Genomic DNA, 23,864 nt, shown 5'->3' on the forward strand with positions numbered 1-23,864 from the left:
TTCGACACATATCAACACCCCGCGGCGTCGGGGCACCCCCCGATGCCGCCAGATGTCGCTCGATACCCCTCGACGCCAGGAGGTGCTTGTCATGACGGTCCAAGAGCTGCCCGGCGCGGCCGCCTACCGGCCCACGCCGCCACCGGCCTGGAAGCCGCTCACCGATCCCGCGCCCCTGCTCCCGGACCCCGAGCCGTACCGCGTGCTCGGTACGGACGCCGCGGCCGAGGCAGACCCCCAGCTGCTGCTGCGGCTCTATGCGGAGCTCGTGCGCGGCCGGCGGTACAACGCACAGGCGACCGCCCTCACCAAGCAGGGACGGCTCGCCGTCTATCCGTCGAGCACCGGGCAGGAGGCCTGCGAGATCGCGGCCGCCCTGGTGCTGGAGGAGCGGGACTGGCTCTTCCCCAGCTACCGCGACACGCTCGCGGCCGTGGCGCGGGGACTGGACCCGGTCGAGGCGTTGACGCTGCTGCGCGGCGACCGGCACACCGGCTACGACCCGCGCGAGCACCGCATCGCGCCCCTGTGCACCCCGCTCGCCACCCAGCTGCCGCACGCCGTGGGCCTGGCCCACGCGGCGCGGCTCAAGGGGGACGACGTGGTGGCGCTCGCCATGGTCGGTGACGGTGGCACCAGCGAGGGCGATTTCCACGAGGCGCTGAACTTCGCGGCCGTCTGGCGGGCCCCGGTCGTCTTCCTCGTGCAGAACAACGGCTTCGCCATTTCCGTGCCCCTGGCCAAGCAGACCGCGGCACCGTCCCTGGCCCACAAGGCCGTGGGGTACGGAATGCCCGGCCGGCTGGTCGACGGGAACGACGCGGCAGCCATGCACCAGGTGCTCTCCGAGGCCGTGGCGAGGGCCAGGAGCGGCGGTGGTCCGACGCTGGTGGAGGCCGTCACGTACCGCATGGACGCCCACACGAACGCGGACGACGCGACGCGCTACCGCGGCAACAGCGAGGTCGAGGCCTGGCGGGCCCACGATCCGGTCCAGCTCCTGGAGCGCGAGCTGACCGGGCGCGGGCTGCTCGGCGACGACGGCATCGAGGAGGCGCGCACGGCCGCGGAGCGGATGGCGGCGCAGCTGAGGGAGCGGATGAACGCGGACCCGGTGCTCGACCCGATGGACCTCTTCGCCCATGTGTACGCGGAGCAGACGGCACAGCTGCGCGAGCAGGCGGCCCGCCTGCGGGTCGAGCTGGACGCGGAGCACGACGAGCACGGCACGGACGACAGGAGTACGGGGCGATGACCACGGCAGCGGCCACGGCCGGGGAGCGGACGGCGAAGGCCAGGCCCGCGACCATGGCGCAGGCACTGGGTCGCGCGCTGCGCGACTCGATGGCCGAGGACCCCTCCGTGCACGTCCTCGGTGAGGACGTCGGCACGCTCGGCGGGGTCTTCAGGATCACCGACGGCCTGGCGAAGGAGTTCGGCGACGAGCGGTGCACGGACACCCCGCTGGCCGAGGCGGGCATTCTCGGCGCGGCCGTCGGCATGGCCATGTACGGGCTCCGGCCCGTGGTCGAGATGCAGTTCGACGCCTTCGCGTATCCGGCGTTCGAGCAGCTCATCAGTCATGTCGCCAAGATGCGGAACCGGACCGGGGGCGCGATGCCGCTGCCGATCACGGTCCGGGTCCCCTACGGCGGCGGCATCGGCGGCGTCGAGCACCACAGCGACTCCTCGGAGGCGTACTACATGGCGACCCCGGGACTCCATGTCGTCACCCCCGCCACGGTCGAGGACGCGTACGGGCTGCTGAGGGCCTCGATCGCGTCCGACGACCCGGTGGTCTTCCTGGAGCCCAAGCGGCTCTACTGGTCGAAGGCCGACTGGTCGCCGCAGGCACCGGCCGCCGTCGAACCCATCGGGCGGGCGGTCGTACGACGTCCCGGGCGCAGCGCGACCCTGATCACGTACGGACCGTCGCTGCCGGTCTGCCTGGAGGCGGCGCAGGCCGCTGTCGAGGAGGGCTGGGACCTCGAAGTCGTCGACCTCCGGTCGCTGGTGCCGTTCGACGACGAGACCGTCGTCGCGTCCGTGCGGCGCACCGGTCGCGCGGTCGTCGTCCACGAGTCCACCGGTTTCGGCGGCCCGGGCGGCGAGATCGCCGCCCGGATCACCGAGCGCTGCTTCCACCACCTGGAGGCGCCGGTGCTGCGGGTCGCCGGTTTCGACATCCCGTACCCGCCGCCGATGCAGGAGCGCCACCATCTTCCGGGCGTGGACCGGGTGCTCGACGCCGTCGCGCGACTGCAGTGGGAGGCGGACAACTGATGCCTCAGGTACTCGAATTCAAGCTTCCGGATCTCGGCGAGGGGCTGACCGAGGCGCAGATCGTGCGCTGGCTGGTGGAGGTCGGCGATGTCGTCGCCATCGACCAGCCGGTCGTCGAGGTCGAGACGGCCAAGGCGATGGTGGAGGTGCCCTGCCCGTACGGGGGCGTGGTCACCGCGCGGTTCGGCGAGGAAGGAACGGAACTTCCCGTCGGCTCACCGCTGCTGACGGTCGCGGTCGGCACCGCGGAGCCATCCGGCTCGGAGCCGCTGAGCGGTGCGGGCTCCGGTGCGGGTTCTGGTGGCTCCGGTGCGGGCTCCGGTGCGGCGGTCGCCGGATCGGAGCCGTCCGGGTCGGGGAACGTGCTGGTGGGGTACGGGACGGGGGCGCCGCCGGTGCGGCGCCGGCGGGTCCGGCCGGAGGGCCTCTCCGCGCCCGCCCCTGCATCCAACGCGTCCGCCCCCACGCCCACCGGTTCCCCGTCCGCTCCCGCCGCCGCGCTGCCGGCCGAGGCCGCGGTCTCCGCCCGGGTCGCCGACGACGCGCGGGGGCCGGTTCCCGTCGTCTCCCCGCTGGTGCGCAAGCTTGCGCGGCAGCACGACCTCGATCTGCGGCAGCTCGCGGGATCCGGGCCCGAGGGGCTGATCCTGCGCGCCGATGTCGAGTCCGCCATCCGGTCGGTGGCGTCGGCTCCCGTCGCCGCTCCGGCAGTGAAGCCGGGAGCGATGCCCGCGGGGACGGCCGGATCCTCGGCTGCAGCTTCTGTCGGCGAGCGGATTCCGTTGCGCGGTGTACGAGGTGCCGTGGCCGACAAGCTGTCCCGCAGCCGACGCGAGATCCCCGATGCCACCTGCTGGGTGGACGCCGATGCCACCGAGCTGATGGCGGCGAGGGCGGCGATGAACGGTGCCGGTGGTCCGGGTGCCGGTCCCAAGGTGTCGCTCCTGGCCCTGCTCGCCCGTATCTGCACGGCGGCCCTGGCCCGGTACCCCGAGCTCAACTCCACGGTGGACATGGAGGCGCGCGAGATCGTGCGGCTGCCGGAGGTCCACCTCGGTTTCGCGGCGCAGACCGAGCGCGGACTGGTCGTTCCGGTCGTCCGCAACGCGCACACGCGCAACGCGGAGTCGATCGGGGCGGAGATCGCCAGGCTGACCGAGGCGGCGAGGACGGGGACGTTGAAACCGGCCGAGCTGACGGGCGGCACGTTCACGCTCAACAACTACGGGGTGTTCGGCGTCGACGGATCGACGCCGATCATCAACCACCCGGAAGCGGCGATGCTCGGCGTCGGCCGGATCGTTCCCAAGCCGTGGGTGCACGAGGGCGAACTGGCCGTGCGGCGGGTCGTCCAACTGTCCCTGACCTTCGACCACCGGGTCTGCGACGGCGGTGCGGCGGGTGGCTTCCTGCGGTACGTGGCCGACTGCGTGGAACAGCCGGCGGTGCTGCTGCGGACCTTGTAGGCCGACCGCCGAACGTGGCGTTGACCCACCGGAACGTGGACCGGCAGGACCCGCCGGACGGTGGGCACGCATACTCGGGGCATGACCGCGTATGACGCCATCGTTCTCGCCGGAGGAGCCGCCAAGCGGCTCGGCGGTGCCGACAAGCCCGGGGTCCGGGTCGGCGGCCGTGCGCTGCTCGACCGGGTGCTCGGCGCCTGCGCCGGAGCCGCGGCCACCGTGGTGGTGGGAGGACGACGGCCCACCACCCGTGCGGTGACCTGGACGCGCGAAGAGCCCCAGGGCGGCGGCCCGTTGGCCGCGCTCGGTGCGGGGATGCGGCACACGGCGGCGGAGCGCGTACTTGTGCTCTCCGCCGATCTGCCGTTCCTGGGCCCGGACACGGTCGGCGCGTTGCTGGACGCGGTCGGTCAGGGGGACGTCGAGGGCGCTCTGTGCACCGATCGGGACGGCCGCGACCAGCCGCTGGTCGCCGTCTACCGCGCGGAGCCGCTGCGCCGCGAACTGGCGCTCATCGCCACCGAGCACGGCGGTCTGGCCGGTCTGCCCCTGCGGTTGCTCACCCATGAACTGACGCTCGCCAGGGTGACGGCGGACCCGCTCGCCTCGTTCGACTGCGACACCTGGGAGGACATCGCTTCGGCCAGGGCCCGGATCAGGGAGCATGGGACCGTGCTGGACGAATGGATCACCGCAGTCAAGAACGAACTGGGCATCGAACTCGACGTCGACACCGACGTCCTGCTCGACCTCGCCCGCGATGCCGCCCACGGTGTCGCCCGCCCCGCCGCGCCCTTGACGACCTTCCTGGTCGGCTACGCGGCGGCGAAGGCGAGCGGTGACGGGGGCGGGCCGGAGGCGGTGGCCGAGGCCGCGCGGAAGGCGGCCGCGCTCGCTGTCCGGTGGGCGGACGAGGCCGAGACGCCATGACGGGCCACAGCGGCAACGCCGAACGGGACAGCGCTGCCGGGGCCGACGCGGAGAGGTCCGACAAAGAGAGGGCCGACGAGGAGAGGTCCGACGAGCAGAGGTCCGACAAGGAGAGGGCCGACGAGGAGAGGGCCGTCGCGCAGGCCCTGGCGCTGGTCGGCGAGGCACCTCCCTGGGCCGGCACGAGGGGAGCGCCCGGCGGAGCTGCATCCGGACGTGCATGCGGATCTGGGCGTGCATCTGGACCTGGATCCGAACCCGGACCCGGGCCCGGCTCTTCCGCTTCAGGCCCGTCCGAGGACCGTCCCGAAGCCCCTGTTTCCGCGACCACCCCCGCCCCGACCGCTCGGACGTCTCCGACCACTCGGGCGACCCCGGCCGCTCCCGCCCACCGCGTCGGCCCGGACTCCCCCGCGCCCCAGGAGCGGCCGCATGTCCGTGCGACGCCGTGGCACGAGGCCCGCGCTGTTGCCACCAGGGCCGGACGCGCCGTTCCGCCCCGTACGGTGCGGCTTCCTCTCGACCAGGCACTCGGCCAGGTGCTCTCCGAGCCGTTGGCCGCGCTCACCGATCTGCCGTCGTTCGACACCTCCGCCATGGACGGCTGGGCCGTCGCCGGGCCGGGACCCTGGACCATCCGGGACGACGAGGGAATCCTCGCCGGCCATGGCACACCCGCGCCGCTCCCCGACGGCGACGCCATCCGCATCGCCACGGGCGCCCGCATCCCGGCCGACGTCACCGCGGTCATTCGCAGCGAACACGCCCACGCCGACGGGGCCAAGAAGCTGCTGTACGCCCAGCGGCAGGTCAACCCCGGCCAGGACATCAGGCCGCGCGGACAGGAGTGCCGCACGGGAGACCAACTCCTGCCCGCCGGAACGTTGGTGACGCCCGCCGTCCTCGGCCTGGCCGCGGCCGCCGGGTACGACGAGCTGCCGACCCGGCCCCGGCCGCGTGTCGACGTATTCGTCCTGGGCGATGAGCTTCTCACCGCCGGGCTGCCGCACGACGGGCTGATCCGTGACGCTCTCGGTCCGATGATCGGCCCCTGGCTGCGCGCTCTGGGGGCCGAGGTCTCCGCCCCGCGCCGCCTCGGCGATGACGCGGAGGCACTGCGGCAGGCGCTCACCGGCTCCGAGGCCGACCTGATCGTCACCACCGGCGGCACCGCGGCCGGACCCGTCGACCATGTGCACCCCGTGCTGGCCCGGATCGATGCCGTACTGCTCGTCGACGGGGTCGCCGTCCGCCCCGGTCATCCCATGCTGCTGGCCCGCCTCGGCGCCGCGGGGCCGTACCTCGTCGGCCTGCCCGGCAACCCGCTGGCCGCGGTGTCCGGACTGCTCACCCTGGCCGAACCGCTGCTCAGAGGGCTGGCCGGCCGCACCGCCGAGGCGCCCTACCGGGTGCCGGTGCGCGACGACGTGCACGGCCATCCGCACGACACCCGGCTGGTCCCCGTGGTCCACCGCGCCGCCGGCGCCCCCGGACCGGCCTCCGCTGCCGCGACCCGTCGCGACAGCACGGGAACCGGAGGGGCAACGGATCACGTCGTACCCCTGCATTACAACGGTCCTGCCATGCTGCGCGGCGTCGCTGCCGCGGACGGGCTGGCTGTTGTGGGGCCGGGCGGGGTACGGTCCGGCACCGAGGTGGAGATCCTCGATCTACCGTGGGCCCCGGCGACGCCGTGGACTGAAGGGTGTTTCACGTGAAACTTCCCGGCCATGACGCGATGGCCAGGCGCGCCGACGAACAGGTCGTCCCCACCCGGGTGATGCTCCCGCGCCGGGTCGTCGACGGACCGGCCCGTCAGGTTGCCAAGCGGCTGATGATGGCTCTGGCGGTGCTTGCCGCCACGGTGCTGATCGTGTGGGTCGACCGTGGCGGCTACCACGATGCCGCCGATGGCAAGGTCGACCTCCTCGATGCGGTGTACTACGCGACGGTCACCCTCTCCACCACTGGATACGGCGACATCACCCCGTACAGCGACAGCGCCCGGCTCGTGAACGTGCTGCTCGTGACACCGCTGCGCGTGCTCTTCCTCATCATCCTGGTCGGCACCACCCTTGAAGTCCTCACGGAACGGACCCGCGAGGACTTCCGGCTGAAGCGTTGGAGAACCAACTTGCGTGACCACACCGTCGTCGTCGGTTTCGGTACGAAGGGCCGTTCGGCCATCCAGACCCTCTGCGCCACCGGGCTGCGGAAGGACCAGATCGTCATCGTCGATCCGGCGTCCAAGGTGATAGAGATCGCCAACGCCGAGGGCTTCACCGGAGTGCTCGGGGATGCGACGCGCAGCGATGTGCTCCTGCGCGCGGAGCTGCAGAAGGCGCGGCAGGTCATCATCGCCACCCAGCGCGATGACACGGCGGTCCTGGTCGCACTGACCGCGCGTCAGCTCAATCGTGGCGCGAAGATCGTGGCCGCGGTGCGTGAGGAGGAGAACGCCCCGCTGCTGCGGCAGTCCGGTGCCGATGCCGTCATCACCAGCGCCAGTGCGGCGGGCCGGCTCCTCGGTCTCTCCGTGCTCAGCCCCAGTGCGGGCATGGTGATGGAGGACCTGATCCAGCAGGGCAGCGGGCTCGATCTCGTCGAACGGCCGGTGATAAAGGCCGAGGTGGGCAAGAGCGTCCGGGAGACCGACGACCTCGTGGTCAACGTTCTGCGCGGTCACCGGCTTCTGGGGTACGACGATCCGGCGGCGAGCCCCTTGCAGCTGACGGACCGACTGATCACCATCGTGCGCGCCTCCAACGAACCACCCCTGAACCACCCGCCGCAGACGGCCCCGCGCGCCTGACCTGACCTGACCTGAGCGGACGGAAGCGCGGCGGGGGCGAGTCGGAGCGCGGCGGGGCGATCAGGAGCGGTCGGAGAGGACCGCCATGCCGCCGACCATGCCGCCGACCCGCCCCGCTCCACCGTGCATCGCGGTCGTCCGCCGTCCACGGAGTAGCCTCGCGGCCATGCATGCGATCACGATCCCTGAACCCGGTGGCCCCGAGGCGCTCGTCTGGGCCGAGGTGCCCGATCCCGTACCCGGCGAGGGCGAGGTCCTCGTCGACGTCGTGTCCAGCGCGGTCAACCGGGCCGATGTGCTCCAGAGGCAGGGCTTCTACAACCCGCCGGCCGGGGCGTCCCCGTACCCGGGCCTGGAGTGCGCGGGCCGTATCTCGGCCCTCGGCCCCGGCGTCCTCGGCTGGTCGGTCGGCGACGAGGTCTGCGCGCTCCTCTCGGGCGGCGGCTACGCGGAGAAGGTCGCCGTCCCCGTCGGGCAACTGCTCCCCGTGCCGGAAGGCCTGGACCTCACCCTGGCCGCGGCGCTGCCCGAAGTGACGGCCACCGTCTGGTCCAACGTGTTCATGGTGGCCCATCTGCGTCCCGCCGAGACGCTGTTGATCCACGGCGGGTCCAGCGGAATCGGCACGATGGCGATCCAGCTGGCCAAGGCGGTCGGCGCGCGGGTCGCCGTGACCGCCGGTGGTCCCGAGAAGCTGGCGCGCTGTGCCGAGCTCGGTGCCGACATCCTGATCGACTACAAGGAGCAGGACTTCGTCGACGAGCTCCGCAAGGCGACGGACGGGGCCGGCGCGGACGTCATCCTCGACATCGTCGGCGCGAAGTACCTGGACCGGAACGTGCGGGCACTCGCCGTCAACGGGCGGCTCGCGATCATCGGTCTCCAGGGCGGGGCCAAGGGCGAGCTGAACCTCGGAGCCCTGCTGACCAAGCGGGCCGCCGTCACGGCGACGTCGCTGCGCGGGCGTCCGCTCGCCGAGAAGGCCGCGATCGTCGCCGCCGTACGCGAGCACGTCTGGCCGCTGATCTCGGACGGTGTCGTCCGGCCGATCGTGGACCGCACGCTGCCGATGCGGGATGCCGCGGAGGCCCACCGGGTGATGGAGTCCAGCACCCACGTCGGCAAGGTGCTCCTCCAAGCCGACACGGCGGCCTGACCCCTGGCCAGAAGGGCCAGGGCCTGAACCCCGCGGGCAGCCCGCAGCCCGCAGCCCGCAGCGCGCCGACCTCCGCCCGCAGCGCGCAGCGCGCCGCCCGCAGCGCGCCGACCTCCGCCCGCGGACACGTCGAAGGGCCCGGCACACGAACCTCGTGTGCCGGGCCCTTCGCGCGGGATCGGTGGGTCGATGGACGTGATGGACGTACCGGACCGGCCCGGGACTACAGGTACGGGCCGGAGCGGAGCGGCCCGTGCGGGTCCGCGCCGCCGTCCTCCTCCTCGTGACCGCTGCCGGGAGGCAGTGCGCGGCGCATCTGCTCCAGCTGCGCCCGGGCCGCCATCTGCTGGGCGAACAGTGCCGTCTGGATGCCGTGGAAGAGGCCCTCCAGCCAGCCGACCAACTGGGCCTGCGCGATCCGCAGTTCCGCCTCGGAGGGAACCGACTCCTCGGTGAACGGCAGCGAGAGCCGCTCCAGCTCCTCCACCAGCTCCGGCGCGAGGCCGTCCTCCAGCTCCTTGACCGAGCTGGCGTGGATCTCCTTCAGGCGCACCCGGCTCGCCTCGTCGAGAGGAGCCGCCCTGACCTCCTCCAGGAGTTGCTTGATCATGCTGCCGATGCGCATGACCTTCGCGGGCTGTTCGACCATCTCCGTCACCGGGACCTCACGCGACTCGTCGTCAGTGCCACCGCCGCCGATCGCCATTCCGTCCTGCCCCACTACCAGGACTTGAGGGTGCTCCTGCGACCGTTCATTCCTCGGCATCTCCATGCCGCCCATTGTCTCGCACACACGCCGTACACCATGGTGGTGCCCCCGGAAACGGATGATCCACCGCTTCCGGGGGCACCGGATGTGCCTCGAAGCCGCCGGTCAGGGCGCCGACGCGGCCTCGCCCCCGTTCACCCGGCGCGCCGGGCCAGCGTCAGCCGGGAGCGGGTGAACGCGGCCGCCAGCACTCCGGCCAGCAGCGGAACGACCACGGCCAGCACCCCGATGGTCGCCCAGGGCAGCACGATCGGCGTGAAGGCGGACTCCATGGGCTCCTCGCGCATCGCGTCCATCGCGTTGCGCAGATCGACCAGGCGCAGCGCCACCGCGGGCACCAGGCCCGCCGCGGTGCCGAGCAGCACCCCTGTGAGGGCCACCACCACGCACTGGAATCCCGAGAGGGTCCGGCGTACCCGAGGGGGCGCGCCGATCGCACTCAGCGTGGTGAGGTCGGCCTCGGCGTCGGCCTTGGCGAGACCGGTCGTGATGGCCGCCGCACCCAGGGTCACCACACCGGCGAACAGGGTGAGGATCAGCAGAATGATGTCCTCCCGGTCACCGGGGCCGCGTTCGGTCTGGAGCCAGAGCCCACCGCCGGCCTGGTCGATGGCGGCCGAGACACGCTGCTCCTCGGCGTCCGAGGGCGGGTGGGGGACGGCGTACACACTGCCGGACGGCTGGGTGTGCAGGCCGAGCCGCTCGGCGGTCCGCTGGGGAAGGATCATGCGGATGCCGGGAGTGGCGGCGTACTCGGCGTCCGCGACGTACACCTTCAGACGGTCCGTGGACGTGCGGGCCGGGCCGGGGTGCAGCTTGCGGTTCTTCTCGTCCTTGGCGTTGTACGTGTGGACGGCCTTGAGCGTGATCTCGCCGTTCGTCGCATACGCCTGGTTCAGCAGGACGGGGGTGCCGGCCTTGAGCGCCGCGGCGGCCGCGGGGTCGTCGAGCTTCGCATAGGTGCGGAGCAGTTCGGGGCCGCCCACCACGATGTTGTTCGACTCCGAGCTGAAACTGCCCGAGGAGATGTACTCGTCCATGCAGGCGGGGGAGCGCATCATCTGCCGGTGCTCCTCCGCGGAGAGCCGCGCGGCGAGCTCCTTGGCGCCCTTGGTGTTCAGCGGGCACGTGTGGCCCTTGCCGGTGGGCTTGACGAGTTCCATGCTGCCGCAGCTGTTCTCGTCCTCGTAGTAGACGTTGCAGTCGCTGCCGGCCCACACCCGGGAGAAGTCGGCGTGACCACCGGTCACCGCCATGTTCCGCTCCACGGAGGCCCGGACCAGCGGGAGCCGCTCGGCCGCCTTGGCGTCGCTGGAGGACAGGACCATCGTCCCGCGGGCCAGCATGGGCGTGTATTCATGGTCGGACTCGGCCAGATTGCTGGACATGTACGTCGCGATGGCCACCGAGCCCGCGACGGCCGCCATCACGGCGGCGACCGCCGGAGCGGTACGGCCACGGTTGCGGGCGGCATCGCGCAGCGCCATCCGCGGCGAGAGCGGCAGCCTGCGGCCGAGCCGGCCCAGCAGACCGACGATCACCGGGATACAGGCGAGCAGCCCGATCTCGGCGACGACCGAGCCGCCGGCGACCAGCGTCGCCTCGCCGCCGGTACCGCCGAAGGCGGCGATCGCGATGCCGAGGACCAGCACACAGGCGCCCACGGTGGGCAGCACCCGGGAGCTGCCGCGTACACCGCGACGGCCGGTGAGCGACTCCAGTACGGACTGGCGGGCGGCCACGATCGCCGGGGCGAACGCCGCGAGGAGCCCGGTGACCAGGCCGAGCAGGGCGATGACGAGGAGCTCCGTCGGCTTCAGCAGGAGGGAACCGAAGCGCTGCCCGGCCCACTCCTCGATCAGCGGCCGGAACGCCATCGTGAGCAGCAGTCCGGCCGCGACGCCCGTCACCGCACCGACCGCGCCCAGTACCAGCCCGCCGGAGAGCACGACAGCCCGTACATGGCGCCGATCGCCGCCGCAGACGCCGACGAGGCCGAGCTGCCGGCGCGAACGGCGGGCACCGACGGCGAACGCCGGGCCGGCGAGCAGGACGATCTCCAGGAGTGCCATGGCGACCACGGTCACGGCGGCCGCGCTCGCCTCGGCGGAGTCGCCCGCGTAGTAGTGGTCCATCGACCGCGCCATCGGGATCTCGGAGTCCGGCGGCGGGTCCAGGACCACCTGGCGGGACACGACCAGCGCGCCGGCCTTGTTGGCCGCGAGCACGTCCTCCCAGCCGATGCCTGCCGCGCCTGATCCCTTGACCAGCCACTCGGTCGAGCCGGTGTTGGGCGGCAGCACCTTCTTGTCGCGGTCGGACGCGGCCTGCCACGGGGCGATCACGGCGCCCGGGTCGGCGTACAGCTGCTGCGCCTTCAGATCGGAGGGCTGCTCGACGACACCGGTGATGGTGTACGTCCGGCCGGCGCTGTTCACGGTGGTGCGGGAGCCGATGTGCAGCCCGGACGAGTCCAGGAACGGCTTCGTGGCAGCCATCTCACCGGTCGCGCGCGGGAACTCGCCCTCGACCAGGTCGACCTTTCCGCGGGCCATCGGGTCCGCCGTCCGGAACTCCACGATCTCGGTGTTGGTGAGTCCGTACGCGGTCGTGACGCTCGCGGGTACGGACCGCATGCTGATCGCCCGCGCACCCTCGGGGAACGCGGTGCGCATGTCGATCGGCGGAAGGTCGTCCGCGGGCGGTTCGTCCCCCGCGATGTCGTACGCGTTGCCGTCGGGCATCTGTTGCAGCGGTCCCATGCCCGGGTCGCTGAACAGGGCGTCGGCCGAGCCCATCCGGGCCGTCAGCTGCTCGGCCTCGGTCGAGTCGACACTGCGGTACGTGACGTCCGCAGCCGTCACCCCGAGGACCGGCAGCGCGATCATCGCGACCACCAGGGCGCTGCGGCCCTTGGCCCGCATGGCGTCGCGGCGGGCTATCCGGAGGGCGGCGCGCCACCCCGTGAAGGGGCTCACTCGGCGCTCCCGGCGGCCAGCAGCGAGTCGGCGCCCGCCGTCAGCGTCTGGTCGACGATCGAGCCGTCCCGAAGGAAGACCACCCGGTCCGCCCAGGCGGCGTACCGCGGTTCGTGGGTCACCATCACGCCGGCGGCGCCCTGGTCGCAGCGGTTGCGGAGCAGCGCGAGGACGGCCTCCCCGGTCTCGGAGTCGAGCGCCCCGGTCGGTTCGTCGGCGAGCACCAGGCGCCGGTCGCCCACCAGCGCGCGGGCGATGGCGACACGCTGCTGCTGGCCGCCTGACATCTCGTCCGGGAAGCGGTCGGCGACGTCGAGGAGGTTCATCTCCTCCAGGGCGGCCCGGGCCTCCTTGCGTGCCTTGCGGACCGAGACCCCGTCGAGTTCGCGCGGCAGGGCGATGTTCTCGGCGGCGGTGAGGGCGGGGATCAGGTTGTAGTCCTGGAAGACGTAGCCGACGCTGCGGCGGCGCAGCGTGGCGATGCCCTTGCGGCCGAGCGTGGCGATGTCCTGGCCCTCGATGATGACCTGGCCGCCGGTCGCGGTGTCGAGACCGCCGGCCAGCGTCAGCAGGGTGGACTTGCCCGAGCCGGACGGGCCCATCACGGCGACGAGCTCACCGGGGTGCACAGCGAGGTTGATGCCGCGCAGGGCGTGCACCTCGGCGATGCCGGTGCCGTGGGTACGGGTGAGGTCGCGGAGTTCGAGCACCGGGGCGTCCACCGGCAGGGGCGGAGCGGCCGGGGACGGGACGTGCGGGGACATGACGGTGGGTTCCCCCTCGGAACAGGTCTGTGGTCGGGTCCCGGCGGCAGGCCGGGGCCGTGGCCTGCGCGTGGGACGCGGGCCGTGGTCGAGCGGTGCGGGGCGCGGGCCGTGGTCGAGCGGTGCGGGGCGCGGGCCGTGGTCGAGCGGTGTGGGAGGCCGGCTCAGCGGCGGGCGCGGGGCCGGGAGGTGGTGCGGGAGGCGGTGCGCGGGGGCGTGCTCGCCTCGGGCTCGGTGGCGGCGGCCTCGGCGAGCCGGACCAGCCGGGACTCGCAGTGGTCCAGCCAGCGGGCCTCGGCCTCGGCCTGGAAGATCAGCTGCTCCAGTACGAGCAGCCAGGCGACCTCGTCGCGGTTGGCGGGCACGTCGGTGAGCGCCTGGGCCTTGAGGCGGGTGTAGTCCTGCATCGCCTTCACGGTGTGGTGGCGCTGGGACTGGATGACGGCCCGGATGTCGACCCCGGGCGCGCCGACGGCCATGGCGAGCTTGATGGCGAGCTCGTCACGGGGCGGGCTGCTGCGGTCGACCGGTGTCTCGAACCAGGCGCGCAGTTCGGTGCGTCCGTCGTCGCTGATCGAGTAGAGGGCGTGCCCCTGATCGTCCTCGCCGTCCTGGACGACGAGGCCGTCGCGCTCCAGTCTGCTCAGCGTCGTGTAGACCTGCCCGACGTTGAGCGGCCAGGTGGAGCCGGTGCGCGACTCGAATTCGGTGCGGAGCTGGGAGCCGTACCGAGGCCCCCGCTCCAGGAGGGCGAGGAGCCCATGACGGATCGACATACTGAGTATGTATACCGAGTATGTTGGTGATTGCAAGTCACGGAGTCCCGCCGCAGCAAGGGCATGGGCCCTCCTGGACGCCGGTCAGCCGGAGCGGCGCATACGGAAGGCGAGGAAGCCGATACCCAGCCCGACCAGGGCGATTCCCGCGCCGAGCGACACCTGCTGGACCTGCTCGACGGCCGGCCCCTCCAGGGCCTGTCGCGACATCCGGCCGGCTTCGGGCGACGCACTCGCGTCCGGGGTGACGGCCGTTACGGCGGCCGGCTGCGGCGCCTCGGACTCCTCCTCGGCCGCGTCGAGCGCGTCGGCCCGGGCGAGCTCCTTGGGCGTCATCGTTCTCCCGGGCCGCGGCCGCCCCTGCCCGGCAGGCCACCCGGCCAACGGCGACTGGGCGTCGTCGGGACGCGGCGATCCGGGGCTCGGCGAGGGCGGTGCGGAGGAGGCGGACGAGGACGCGGAGCGGGCRGGGGCGGACTGCGGTGGCGCGGGGTGCGCCGAATGCGCCGGGCGCGCGGGCGTGACTGCGGCGTCCTGGGTGCCACTCGCGTCCGGCTCGCCGTCCGGGCAGCCGCCCGGTTCGCCGTCCGGGCAGCCGTCCCGGCTGTCGACTGGGCCGTCGGCCCGTCCGTCATCCATTCCGCCGTCKGCGCCGATGCCCCCTGCGCCGATGCCCCCTGCATCGGCGCACGCCGGTCGGCTGCCTGTGCCTCCCCAGCGGTCATGGCCCCCAGTGCTGCGGCTGCCGTCAGTGCCAGGCAGGCCACGCACCTTGAGGGCCGCGAGGCAAGGTGTCCTGAAGCCATGGGATCAGCGTCACATGTGACGGTATGTCCGGCATCTCCGGTCATGCGGACGGATGGCGCAGGCGCGGCAAACGGAACGGCAACGGACGCCGCAGGCCGGCAAACGGAGACAGTACAGAGCGCCGCAGGCCGGCAACGGGAGACGGTACACAGCGTCGCAGAAGCAGAAGCAGAAGCAGAAGCAGAAGCAGAAGCGGAACCAGAAGCAGAACACCGAACGTCGAACACCGAACGCCAAACGGAGGCGGCCCGCAGCGCCGCAAAGGCCTTACATGCAGCGCAGCGCGTCCCTACGGGCGCAGCGCGTCCCTACGCCGGGTCGCCCGTCGCGATGCGCAGCTCGAAGTGGGCGCCCGTCTCGGAGACCGCGGTCCCGGGGGTGGGGAACTGGTCGATGATCTGGTCCTCCGCGTACGCGTTCCCCGGCACCTTGATCTGCTTGATCGTCCAGCCGGCCGCGTCCGTGCACGCGCGGGCCGAGAGGATGTCCTTGTAGAGGAAGCTCGGCGCTTGGACCTTGTTCGGGTCGTCGATGTCCTCCGGCGCGTCCGTGCACTTCTCGGTGTCCATCGTCCGGTTCCGCTCCGGATCCTTGTGCTCACCGCTCGGGGACTCGCTCGACGTGGCCTCGGTGCCACCCTTGCCCGATTCGTCGTCCTTGTTCAGGCTGATAGCCGTGATCAGACCGCCGATCGCGATCAGGGCGACCACGATCGAGCCCACGATCACCGGCATGTTCCGCTTGGAGCCACCGCCCGAGGAGGACGGGGTGTGCGTCTGCGGCGAGACCGTGTAGGGCGGCGGGGTCTGCTGCTGCATCGGCGACATCGCCGCCGGCGTCTGATAGGCGGGCGACGACTGCGGGTAGCCGTAACTCGCTGCCGGGGCGGGCGTCGGCGTCGGTGCGCCGTAGGGGCCGGGCTGCTGCTGCGACTGGTACGGGCCAGGCTGGTACGGCGTCTGCACGTTCTGCGGTGCGGGGGTGGACTGGTCGACCGGCGGGAAGACCGCCGAACCGACCCCCGAGCCGCTGTTCGCCGGTGCGCCCGCACCGCTGACGATCACGGGGGCGCCGGTCTGGCCGCCCGCGCTCAGCACGCGTGCGATCTCGTCCTGCATGGCCGCGGCGCTCGGGAAGCGCTCGTTCGGATTCTTCTTCAGGGCGCGGGCGACGAGGGCGTCCATCGCCGGGGTGATCGACCGGTTGATCGTGGACGGGGCGATCGGCTCCTCCTGCACATGCGCGTACGCGATGGCGAGCGGGGAGTCCGCGTCGAACGGGATACGGCCGGTCAGCAGCTGGAACAGCATGATGCCGACCGAATACAGGTCGGAGCGGGCGTCCACGCCACGGCCCAGSGCCTGYTCGGGRGAGAGGTACTGCGGGGTGCCGACGACCATGCCGGTCTGCGTCATCGACGTGACGCCCGACTGCATGGCGCGGGCGATGCCGAAGTCCATSACCTTCACGACACCGCGCTTGGTCACCATCACGTTGCCGGGCTTGATGTCGCGGTGGACCAGCCCCATTTCGTGGCTGGTGTCCAGCGCGGCCAGCACGTCGGCCGTCACCTTGAGGGCCTTGTCGGCAGGCATCGCACCGTAGTTGCGGATGTCGTCCTGGAGGACGGAGCCGAGCGGCTGCCCCTCGACGTACTCCATGACGATGTACGGCATCAGCGCGCCGCCGAGCTCGTCCTCGCCGGTGTCGAAGACGGAGACGATGTTGGTGTGCTGCAGTTTGGCGACCGCCTGCGCCTCGCGGCGGAACCGTTCGCGGAAGGACTGCTCGCGGCCGAGCTCCGTGTGGAGCGTCTTGATCGCTACCTGCCGGTCGAGGGCGGAGTCGTACGCCAGATATACGGAGGCCATCCCGCCTTCGCCCAGCAGGTCACGCAGCTGGTAGCGGCCGCCGGCGACCGAACCGCCCGCGTAGCGACCCTGGGCACCGTGTGCGCCGTCCTGGCTCATGACTTGCTTCCCCCTAGGGCGCGCGACCGCGCGAAGATCCGTATTACTGGCCAAGTCTGCCCGAGGGGTACGACACGTCRGCCGGGGCGGTATGGCCGAGGTCTTCGCGGCCGAGGACGTCCGGCTGGGACGTACCGTCGCGGTGAAACTGCTGCGCTCCGATCTTGCCGAGGACCCGGTCTCCAAGGCCCGGTTCACGCGTGAGGCGCAGTCGGTCGCGGGTCTCAACCACCACGCGGTCGTGGCGGTGTACGACTCCGGCGAGGACACCGTGAACGGCCAGACCGTTCCGTACATCGTCATGGAGCTGGTCGAGGGCCGCACCATCCGTGACCTGCTCCTCAACGCCGAAGCCCCGCCTCCCGAGCAGGCGTTGATCATCGTCTCCGGGGTCCTGGAGGCGCTCGCCTACTCGCATCAGCACGGCATCGTGCACCGGGACATCAAGCCCGCCAACGTGATCATCACGCACTCCGGCGCGGTCAAGGTSATGGACTTCGGCATCGCCCGTGCGCTGCACGGCGCGCAGTCGACGATGACCCAGACCGGCATGGTCATGGGAACGCCGCAGTACCTCTCCCCCGAGCAGGCGCTGGGCAAGGCCGTCGACCACCGCTCCGACCTGTACGCCACCGGCTGTCTGCTGTACGAACTTCTCGCGCTGCGGCCCCCGTTCACGGGCGAGACGCCGCTGTCGGTGGTGTACCAGCACGTTCAGGACATTCCGGTTCCGCCGTCGGAGATCTCGAACGGGGCGGTGCCGCCGGAGCTCGACGGGCTCGTCATGCGTTCGCTGGCGAAGGACCCGGACGACCGGTTCCAGAGCGCCGAGGAGATGCGCGGGCTGGTCCAGTACAGCCTGCAGATGCTTCAGGTGCAGGGCGGTCACACCGGTACGTGGAACACCGGCCCGGTCGTGCTGAACGACGGTCCCGGCACTCCGCCCCGCGGAATGACCGGCTCCACCCGTGCGATGGGTTACCAGCAGCACGGGGACACGTCGCAGGGCCCGATCCTGCCGCCCATGAACCCGGACGACGGCGGCTACGACGGCGGCAGCACCCGGCAGGGCGGTGGCGGCCGCGGCAAGCTGTGGCTGTTCGTCGTGCTCGCCCTGATCGCGATCGGTGTGGGTGTCGCCTTCGCGGTCAACGCGGCGAAGGGCAACGGCGAGAAGCCCAAGACGCCGGTCACCTCGACGTCCAGTTCGCCCTCTCCGACGAAGACGTCCGCTTCGCCGACCGAGGAGGAGACGACGCAGGACACCGAGCAGCCGGGCAACTCCACGGGTGACCAGCAGCAGCAGCCCTCGTACACCCCGTCGTACACCCCTTCGTACACACCGAGCGAGACGGCCGACCCGACGCCCACGGACACGGCACCGACCGAGACGGCGACCTCGGGCACGACCGAGGGCAACACGGACGAGGGCACGGACGGCGGGACGGACGGGGGCACCAGCACCGGGACGGACGGCGGGACGGACGGGGGCACCACCGCGGGGACGGACGGCGGGGTCGACGGGGGCACCACCACGGGCGCGGACGCCGGAGGCGCCGCCGCCGGAACCAGCGCCGGAGCCGCCGCGGGCGCCGGTGGCGGTGGCACCACCCCGTAACGCTCACTCCGTGAACGCGTCGCGCACCGCCTCGTACTCACGGGTCCACCAGACCGCCAGGGCCGACACCGCAGGGAACTGCGGGTCGGCCCTGCGGTCGTTCAGGCAGTAGCGCCAGTGCAGTATCCAGAAGTCGTTGAGCCGCTCCCACCACACCCGGTGCACCGCCGCAGCCAGCTCGTCCGCCCCGGCCCCCGCCGCCCGCCGGTAGGCGCGCGCATACGCCCGCACCTTCCCCAGCTCCAGCTCCCCGGCCGGCTGCACGAAGAAGATCGCCGCGGCCCGTACCGCCTCCTCCGCGCGCGGCTGCACCCCGAGCCGGTCCCAGTCGAGGATCGCGACCGGTTCGGCGCCCCGGTACAGCACGTTCAGCGGGTGGAAGTCGCCGTGGACCCAGCCGGTCGCCGGACCGTCCGGAGTGGGCGGCCGGCGGTCCGCGTGCTGCTCCAGCAGGGTGCGCCGCTCCAGGAGCCGGTGCTCGGCCAGCTCGTCGAAGGCGTCCCGGGGCCGCCGGCCACGCGCCGCGGCCAGCAGTTCGTCGATCACCGCGAAGGTGTCGGCGGGATCGGGGCTCGCATGGCCGGACCGCGCCCCGGCCGCCGCGCCCGCGCCCATCACCTGCTCAAGACCTGTGTGTACGGCTCCGAGCAGCGCCCCGAGACGCAGCGACTGGGCGAGGGTGAGCTGGGCGCCTGCCCGGTGCAGCCCGTCGACCCAGGGATGCAGGGCGTAGCAGCGGCCGCCGATCTCGGTGACGGTGTCCCCGTCGCTGTCCACGACGGGCGGTGCGACGGGCACTCCGAGCGACTGGAGCCGCTGGGTGGCCCGGTGCTGGCGGACGATCGTGGCGCGGTCGCCGGTGGAGTCGTCCAGGTGGTGCTTGAGGAAGTACGAGCCGCGCGTCGTCGACACCCGGTAGCCGTGGTTGAGCAAGCCCTGGTCAAGGGGCTCGCAGGTAAGCGGATCACCGGCGTCCGGGTAGCGGCGCAGCACCTCGCCGACCGGAGGAACAGGTGGGAAGGTTACAGATGAGCGCGACACCCGACAGATGTTAGATCACGCTGCGTTGACGGATCTGCGGAGTTGCGTGGAAGTCCAGAGTGTGCACAGTGACGAAGTGCGGGTCGAGCCGGAGGTAGGCCGGAGCGAACGGCTCGCCGTTGACCTCGACGGGTGCGGGGCCGAAGAGCTCGCGCTGGGCGCAGGTCGGCTCGATGATCCGCGCGGGGCCGGTGAACTGCACGGACCACAGGTCGCGGCTGCCCGCCGAGGTGGCGGCGTTGTAGTTGTCCGCGCCGTAGGCGACGACCGCGCCGTCGCAGGCGTCGTGGTAGCCCAGACCGCCGTGCATGCGCAGGACGACGCGGCCGTCGGTGACGATGTGCCGGGCCACCGTCAGGATCGGGAGGGCTCGCATACTCGTCGCCAGCCGGCCGTAGGGGACGCGGCCGAGCAGCTGGATGGCGTGGAGTTCCTCGGAGGACATGCCCTCCACTGTCCGTCACCTGTGAGGACGGAATAAGAGGCCGGGGCCCTGGTTGGACCGGGACCAAAGTCCCGAAGCGGAACCCCGGACCCCCGGGCGCGCATCGCTCGGCGCCTCTCGGCCCGGGGCCGTGCCATGCGTGCGCGGCGGTTCAGCGCTTCTCGGCCTGGAGCCGCGCCACGTACGCGGCGGCCTGCGAGCGCCGTTCCATGCCCAGCTTGGAGAGCAGGCTGGAGACGTAGTTCTTGATCGTCTTCTCGGCGAGGTGGAGCCGCTCGCCGATCACCCGGTTCGTCAGACCTTCCCCGATGAGATCCAGGATCTTGCGTTCCTGGTCGGTGAGGGCGGCGAGTTTGTCGTCGCCGCGGCCCTTCTTGCCGTCGCGCAGCCGCTCCAGCACCCGCGCCGTGGCCACCGGGTCGAGCAGCGATTTCCCGGCCGCCACGTCCCGTACCGCGCTCAGCAGTTCGTTGCCGCGGATCGCCTTGAGCACATATCCGGCGGCGCCTGCCATGATCGCGTCGAAAAGCGCCTCGTCGTCGGCGTACGAGGTCAGCATCAGGCAGTTGATGGACTCGTCCTGGGAGCGGATCTCGCGGCAGACCTCCACCCCGCTGCCGTCCGGCAGCCGTACGTCGAGGACGGCGACATCGGGGCGGGTCGCGGGGATCCGCACCAGCGCGTCCGCCGCCGTACCGGCCTCGCCGACCACTTCGATGTCGTCCTCGGACGAGAGGAGCTCATGGACTCCGCGGCGGACGACTTCATGGTCGTCCAGCAGAAAAACAGTGATTTTTCCTTCTTTGCGCACAAACGCAGTCTCACACACTCCCCCCTTCCCTGCCGCTGTCCGGCGGGATAACGTGCCGTTGTTCCGGCGGCCTGCAAGGCTGTTTCCAGTGCTGTGACCAGCGAGAGTTCCCGAATTCTTCGATTTACTTGGATATCCAAGCAAAATCGCAGGTCAGGAAGGGTTTCGCAGTTATGCGACCCACTGGGTAACGTGCATTGGACAGGGCGCTCGCCGGGGCACCTGTCACGCCTGTTCCCGGACCGAGCGGCACCCACCCCGTGCACGGGTACGGACACAGGCGAGCCGCACTGGTCACCCGGCAGACCCCGGGGGCCGGACCGACGGAGGAGCACGCACGTGACCGTGGAGAGCACTGCTGCCGCGCGTAAACCGCGACGCAGCAGCAAGCGGACCAGCGCCGCGAAGACGCCCGCGAAGACGCCACAGAATTCCGGACCCGAACTCGTACAGCTGCTGACGCCCGAGGGCGAGCGCATCGAGCACCCGGACTACTCGATCGACCTGACCGCGGACGAGCTGCGCGGTCTGTACCGGGACATGGTCCTGACCCGCCGCTTCGACGCCGAGGCCACCGCGCTCCAGCGCCAGGGCGAGCTGGGTCTGTGGGCCTCGCTGCTGGGCCAGGAGGCCGCACAGATCGGCTCCGGCCGGGCCCTGCGCGACGACGACTACGTCTTCCCGACCTACCGCGAGCACGGCGTCGCCTGGTGCCGCGGCGTCGACCCGACCAACCTGCTCGGGATGTTCCGCGGTGTGAACCACGGCGGCTGGGACCCGAACACCAACAACTTCCACCTGTACACGATCGTCATCGGCTCGCAGACCCTGCACGCCACCGGCTACGCCATGGGCGTGGCCAAGGACGGCGCGGACTCGGCCGTGATCGCGTACTTCGGTGACGGCGCCTCCAGCCAGGGCGATGTCGCCGAGGCGTTCACCTTCTCCGCGGTCTACAACGCCCCCGTCGTGTTCTTCTGCCAGAACAACCAGTGGGCGATCTCCGAGCCCACCGAGAAGCAGACCCGGGTCCCGCTCTACCAGCGCGCCCAGGGCTTCGGCTTCCCCGGCGTCAGGGTCGACGGCAACGACGTGCTGGCCTGCCTCGCCGTCACCCGCTCCGCCCTGGAGCGCGCCCGCCGCGGCGAGGGCCCCACCCTCGTCGAGGCGTTCACCTACCGCATGGGCGCGCACACCACCTCCGACGACCCGACGAAGTACCGGGCCGACGAGGAGCGCGCCTCCTGGGAGGCCAAGGACCCGATCCTGCGCCTGCGCACGTACCTGGAGAACGAGGGCGTCGCCGACGAGGCGTTCTTCACCGCCCTCGACGAGGAGAGCGAGACCCTCGGCAAGCGGGTACGCGAAGCGGTACGGTCCATGCCGCAACCGGACCGGATGGCGATCTTCGAGCACGCCTACGCCGACGGGAGCGCCCTCGTCGACGAGGAGCGCGCCCAGTTCGCCGCCTACCAGGCATCGTTCGCCGAGGAGGGCAAGTAGCCATGGCCATGGAAAAGATGTCCATCGCGAAGGCGCTCAACGAGTCGCTGCGCAAGGCCCTCGACACCGACCCCAAGACCCTGATCATGGGTGAGGACGTCGGCAAGCTGGGCGGGGTCTTCCGGATCACGGACGGACTCCAGAAGGACTTCGGCGAGGACCGGGTGATCGACACCCCGCTGGCCGAGTCCGGCATCGTCGGTACGGCGATCGGCCTGGCCCTGCGCGGCTACCGGCCGATCGTGGAGATCCAGTTCGACGGCTTCGTCTTCCCCGCGTACGACCAGATCGTCACGCAGCTCGCGAAGATGCACGCCCGCTCGCTCGGCAAGATCAAGCTGCCGGTCGTCGTGCGGATTCCGTACGGCGGCGGCATCGGCGCCGTGGAGCACCACAGCGAGTCGCCCGAGGCCCTGTTCGCGCACGTCGCGGGCCTGAAGGTCGTCTCGCCCTCCAACGCGTCGGACGCGTACTGGATGATGCAGCAGGCCGTCCAGAGCGACGACCCGGTCATCTTCTTCGAGCCGAAGCGCCGCTACTGGGACAAGGGCGAGGTCGACACCGAGTCGATCCCGGGCGGGCTGCACCGGGCGTCCGTCGCCCGCGCCGGCACGGACCTCACGCTCGTCGCGTACGGCCCGATGGTGAAGGTCTGCCTGGAGGCCGCCGCGGCCGCCCAGGAGGAGGGCAAGTCGATCGAGGTCGTGGACCTGCGCTCGATGTCCCCGATCGACTTCGACGCCATCCAGGCCTCGGTCGAGAAGACCCGCCGGCTGGTCGTGGTCCACGAGGCGCCGGTGTTCTACGGCTCCGGCGCGGAGATCGCCGCTCGCATCACGGAGCGGTGCTTCTACCACCTGGAGGCACCCGTGCTGAGGGTCGGCGGCTACCACGTCCCCTACCCGCCCGCGCGGCTGGAGGACGAGTACCTGCCGGGTCTCGACCGTGTGCTCGACGCCGTCGACCGCTCGCTGGCGTACTGAGGACGGGGACGTGACAACGATGACCGAGACTTCCAACGCTGCTCGCTTCCGTGAGTTCAAGATGCCCGACGTGGGCGAGGGACTGACCGAGGCCGAGATCCTCAAGTGGTTCGTCCAGCCCGGCGACACCGTCACCGACGGCCAGGTCGTCTGCGAGGTCGAGACGGCGAAGGCCGCCGTGGAGCTGCCGATCCCGTTCGACGGGGTGGTGCACGAGCTGCGCTTCCCCGAGGGCACGACCGTCGACGTCGGCCAGGTGATCATCGCGGTGGACGTGGCGCCGGGTTCCGGCGACGACACCCCCGCGGCGGCCGAGCCGGCCCCCGAGCCCGTCGCGGAGCCCTCGGAGCCCTCGGCGCCCGAGGAGCCGAAGGGCCGTACGCCGGTCCTGGTGGGCTACGGCGTGGCCGAGTCCTCCACCAAGCGGCGCGCCCGCAAGGGCACGGAGGCGGCCCCCGCGGCCGCGGCTGCCGCGATCCAGGGCGAGATGAACGGCCACGGCACCGGCGCGGCTGTCGCCGAGGCCCGTCCGCTCGCCAAGCCGCCGGTCCGCAAGCTGGCCAAGGACCTGGGCATCGACCTGGCGACAGCCGCGCCGGTGCCGTGGCCGTTCATCTCGCCCTGGATCGCGGCAGCCGCGGCCGCGGGGGCCGCCTCCGTGCCCTTGCGGGCGCGCCGCTTGGTGGAGGACTCGGCCACGCCGTAGCCCACCAGGACCGGCGTACGGCCCTTCGGCTCCTCGGGCGCCGAGG

General features: G+C 71.8%; 19 protein-coding genes and 1 pseudogene. 11 read left to right on the plus strand and 9 right to left on the minus strand.

The features are described from left to right. Window positions 1–91: 91 nt before the first annotated feature. The 7 genes from pdhA (EAO72_RS26950) (at window position 92) to EAO72_RS26980 (ending at window position 8,647) form a co-directional block, all read left to right on the plus strand. Window positions 92–1,255 carry a pyruvate dehydrogenase (acetyl-transferring) E1 component subunit alpha gene (gene pdhA, locus EAO72_RS26950; RefSeq protein ID WP_148019783.1) on the plus strand — a complete coding sequence of 388 codons (1,164 nt, stop codon included), beginning with the start codon at window positions 92–94 and terminating at the stop codon, window positions 1,253–1,255. After that, window positions 1,252–2,283, plus strand: a complete 1,032-nt coding sequence (locus tag EAO72_RS26955; RefSeq protein WP_148019784.1) for an alpha-ketoacid dehydrogenase subunit beta — start codon at window positions 1,252–1,254, stop codon at window positions 2,281–2,283. The genes pdhA (EAO72_RS26950) and EAO72_RS26955 overlap by 4 nt, the downstream gene beginning before the upstream one ends. Next, window positions 2,283–3,749, plus strand: a complete 1,467-nt coding sequence (locus EAO72_RS26960) for a dihydrolipoamide acetyltransferase family protein (RefSeq protein WP_148019785.1) — start codon at window positions 2,283–2,285, stop codon at window positions 3,747–3,749. Before EAO72_RS26955 ends, EAO72_RS26960 begins: the two co-directional genes overlap by 1 nt. 81 nt (window positions 3,750–3,830) lie before the next feature. Beyond that, on the plus strand, window positions 3,831–4,679 hold the full coding sequence (locus tag EAO72_RS26965; RefSeq protein WP_148019786.1) for an NTP transferase domain-containing protein: 849 nt from the start codon (window positions 3,831–3,833) through the stop codon (window positions 4,677–4,679). Continuing rightward, on the plus strand, window positions 4,676–6,397 hold the full coding sequence (locus EAO72_RS26970) for a molybdopterin molybdotransferase MoeA (RefSeq protein ID WP_148019787.1): 1,722 nt from the start codon (window positions 4,676–4,678) through the stop codon (window positions 6,395–6,397). Before EAO72_RS26965 ends, EAO72_RS26970 begins: the two co-directional genes overlap by 4 nt. Window positions 6,398–6,417: 20 nt before the next feature. Next, on the plus strand, window positions 6,418–7,491 hold the full coding sequence (locus EAO72_RS26975; RefSeq protein ID WP_148022058.1) for a potassium channel family protein: 1,074 nt from the start codon (window positions 6,418–6,420) through the stop codon (window positions 7,489–7,491). 166 nt (window positions 7,492–7,657) lie between these two features. Then, a complete protein-coding gene (locus EAO72_RS26980; protein ID WP_148019788.1) occupies window positions 7,658–8,647 on the plus strand; it encodes an NAD(P)H-quinone oxidoreductase in 990 nt (329 codons plus the stop codon). Between the two features lie 223 nt (window positions 8,648–8,870). On the opposite strand, the gene EAO72_RS26985 is transcribed toward EAO72_RS26980, so the two are convergent. The 6 genes from EAO72_RS26985 to EAO72_RS27010 form a co-directional block, all read right to left on the minus strand. After that, window positions 8,871–9,419, minus strand: a complete 549-nt coding sequence (locus EAO72_RS26985) for a bacterial proteasome activator family protein (RefSeq protein WP_148019789.1) — start codon at window positions 9,417–9,419, stop codon at window positions 8,871–8,873. A gap of 131 nt (window positions 9,420–9,550) precedes the next feature. After that, window positions 9,551–12,394: an ABC transporter permease gene (locus EAO72_RS26990; RefSeq protein WP_148019790.1), complete on the minus strand. Its 2,844-nt coding sequence runs from the start codon at window positions 12,392–12,394 to the stop codon at window positions 9,551–9,553. After that, window positions 12,391–13,158, minus strand: coding sequence for an ABC transporter ATP-binding protein (locus EAO72_RS26995; RefSeq protein ID WP_148019791.1), 768 nt, complete (start codon window positions 13,156–13,158; stop codon window positions 12,391–12,393). Before EAO72_RS26995 ends, EAO72_RS26990 begins: the two co-directional genes overlap by 4 nt. Window positions 13,159–13,322: 164 nt before the next feature. After that, entirely contained in the window at window positions 13,323–13,934 is a 612-nt protein-coding gene (locus EAO72_RS27000; RefSeq protein ID WP_148019792.1) for a PadR family transcriptional regulator, read from the minus strand. Between the two features lie 84 nt (window positions 13,935–14,018). Next, the gene (locus EAO72_RS27005; protein WP_148019793.1) at window positions 14,019–14,270 is read right to left on the minus strand and encodes a hypothetical protein; all 252 of its coding nucleotides are present in this window, start codon (window positions 14,268–14,270) and stop codon (window positions 14,019–14,021) included. 779 nt (window positions 14,271–15,049) lie between these two features. Beyond that, window positions 15,050–16,711 carry a protein kinase domain-containing protein gene (locus tag EAO72_RS27010; protein WP_148019794.1) on the minus strand — a complete coding sequence of 554 codons (1,662 nt, stop codon included), beginning with the start codon at window positions 16,709–16,711 and terminating at the stop codon, window positions 15,050–15,052. A gap of 46 nt (window positions 16,712–16,757) precedes the next feature. Here EAO72_RS27010 and EAO72_RS27015 point away from each other — a divergent pair, with 46 nt between their 5' ends. Continuing rightward, window positions 16,758–18,329, plus strand: a complete 1,572-nt coding sequence (locus EAO72_RS27015; protein ID WP_261991815.1) for a protein kinase domain-containing protein — start codon at window positions 16,758–16,760, stop codon at window positions 18,327–18,329. Window positions 18,330–18,332: 3 nt separating this feature from the next. Here EAO72_RS27015 and EAO72_RS27020 read toward each other — a convergent pair whose 3' ends face one another. The 3 genes from EAO72_RS27020 to EAO72_RS27030 form a co-directional block, all read right to left on the minus strand. After that, window positions 18,333–19,322, minus strand: coding sequence for a phosphotransferase enzyme family protein (locus EAO72_RS27020; protein WP_148019796.1), 990 nt, complete (start codon window positions 19,320–19,322; stop codon window positions 18,333–18,335). A gap of 58 nt (window positions 19,323–19,380) precedes the next feature. Continuing rightward, window positions 19,381–19,815 (minus strand): pyridoxamine 5'-phosphate oxidase family protein, encoded by a 435-nt coding sequence (locus tag EAO72_RS27025; protein ID WP_148019797.1) that lies wholly within the window; start codon window positions 19,813–19,815, stop codon window positions 19,381–19,383. Between the two features lie 151 nt (window positions 19,816–19,966). Continuing rightward, complete coding sequence (locus EAO72_RS27030; protein WP_148019798.1) at window positions 19,967–20,626, minus strand: response regulator; 660 nt, start codon at window positions 20,624–20,626, stop codon at window positions 19,967–19,969. A gap of 339 nt (window positions 20,627–20,965) precedes the next feature. Here EAO72_RS27030 and pdhA (EAO72_RS27035) point away from each other — a divergent pair, with 339 nt between their 5' ends. The 3 genes and pseudogenes from pdhA (EAO72_RS27035) to EAO72_RS27045 form a co-directional block, all read left to right on the plus strand. Next, a complete protein-coding gene (gene pdhA / locus EAO72_RS27035) occupies window positions 20,966–22,129 on the plus strand; it encodes a pyruvate dehydrogenase (acetyl-transferring) E1 component subunit alpha (RefSeq protein ID WP_148019799.1) in 1,164 nt (387 codons plus the stop codon). Window positions 22,130–22,131: 2 nt separating this feature from the next. After that, the gene (locus tag EAO72_RS27040; RefSeq protein ID WP_148019800.1) at window positions 22,132–23,112 is read left to right on the plus strand and encodes an alpha-ketoacid dehydrogenase subunit beta; all 981 of its coding nucleotides are present in this window, start codon (window positions 22,132–22,134) and stop codon (window positions 23,110–23,112) included. A 10-nt stretch (window positions 23,113–23,122) separates the two neighbouring features. Then, window positions 23,123–23,864: pseudogene (locus EAO72_RS27045) on the plus strand (biotin/lipoyl-containing protein); the annotation flags it as partial.

It is taken from the genome of Streptomyces sp. OR43, from assembly GCF_008042275.1.
GTDB lineage: Bacteria > Actinomycetota > Actinomycetes > Streptomycetales > Streptomycetaceae > Streptomyces.

Coding starts and splice junctions, on each gene's coding strand:
- EAO72_RS26960 (WP_148019785.1), top strand. CDS start 2,283: ATGCCTCAGGTACTCGAATTCAAGCTTCCGGATCTCGGCGAGGGGCTG.
- pdhA (WP_148019783.1), top strand. CDS start 92: ATGACGGTCCAAGAGCTGCCCGGCGCGGCCGCCTACCGGCCCACGCCG.
- EAO72_RS27000 (WP_148019792.1), bottom strand. CDS start 13,934: ATGTCGATCCGTCATGGGCTCCTCGCCCTCCTGGAGCGGGGGCCTCGG.
- EAO72_RS26970 (WP_148019787.1), top strand. CDS start 4,676: ATGACGGGCCACAGCGGCAACGCCGAACGGGACAGCGCTGCCGGGGCC.
- EAO72_RS26985 (WP_148019789.1), bottom strand. CDS start 9,419: ATGGAGATGCCGAGGAATGAACGGTCGCAGGAGCACCCTCAAGTCCTG.
- EAO72_RS26955 (WP_148019784.1), top strand. CDS start 1,252: ATGACCACGGCAGCGGCCACGGCCGGGGAGCGGACGGCGAAGGCCAGG.
- EAO72_RS26965 (WP_148019786.1), top strand. CDS start 3,831: ATGACCGCGTATGACGCCATCGTTCTCGCCGGAGGAGCCGCCAAGCGG.
- EAO72_RS27040 (WP_148019800.1), top strand. CDS start 22,132: ATGGCCATGGAAAAGATGTCCATCGCGAAGGCGCTCAACGAGTCGCTG.
- EAO72_RS26975 (WP_148022058.1), top strand. CDS start 6,418: ATGGCCAGGCGCGCCGACGAACAGGTCGTCCCCACCCGGGTGATGCTC.
- EAO72_RS27025 (WP_148019797.1), bottom strand. CDS start 19,815: ATGTCCTCCGAGGAACTCCACGCCATCCAGCTGCTCGGCCGCGTCCCC.
- EAO72_RS27005 (WP_148019793.1), bottom strand. CDS start 14,270: ATGACGCCCAAGGAGCTCGCCCGGGCCGACGCGCTCGACGCGGCCGAG.
- EAO72_RS26980 (WP_148019788.1), top strand. CDS start 7,658: ATGCATGCGATCACGATCCCTGAACCCGGTGGCCCCGAGGCGCTCGTC.
- EAO72_RS26995 (WP_148019791.1), bottom strand. CDS start 13,158: ATGTCCCCGCACGTCCCGTCCCCGGCCGCTCCGCCCCTGCCGGTGGAC.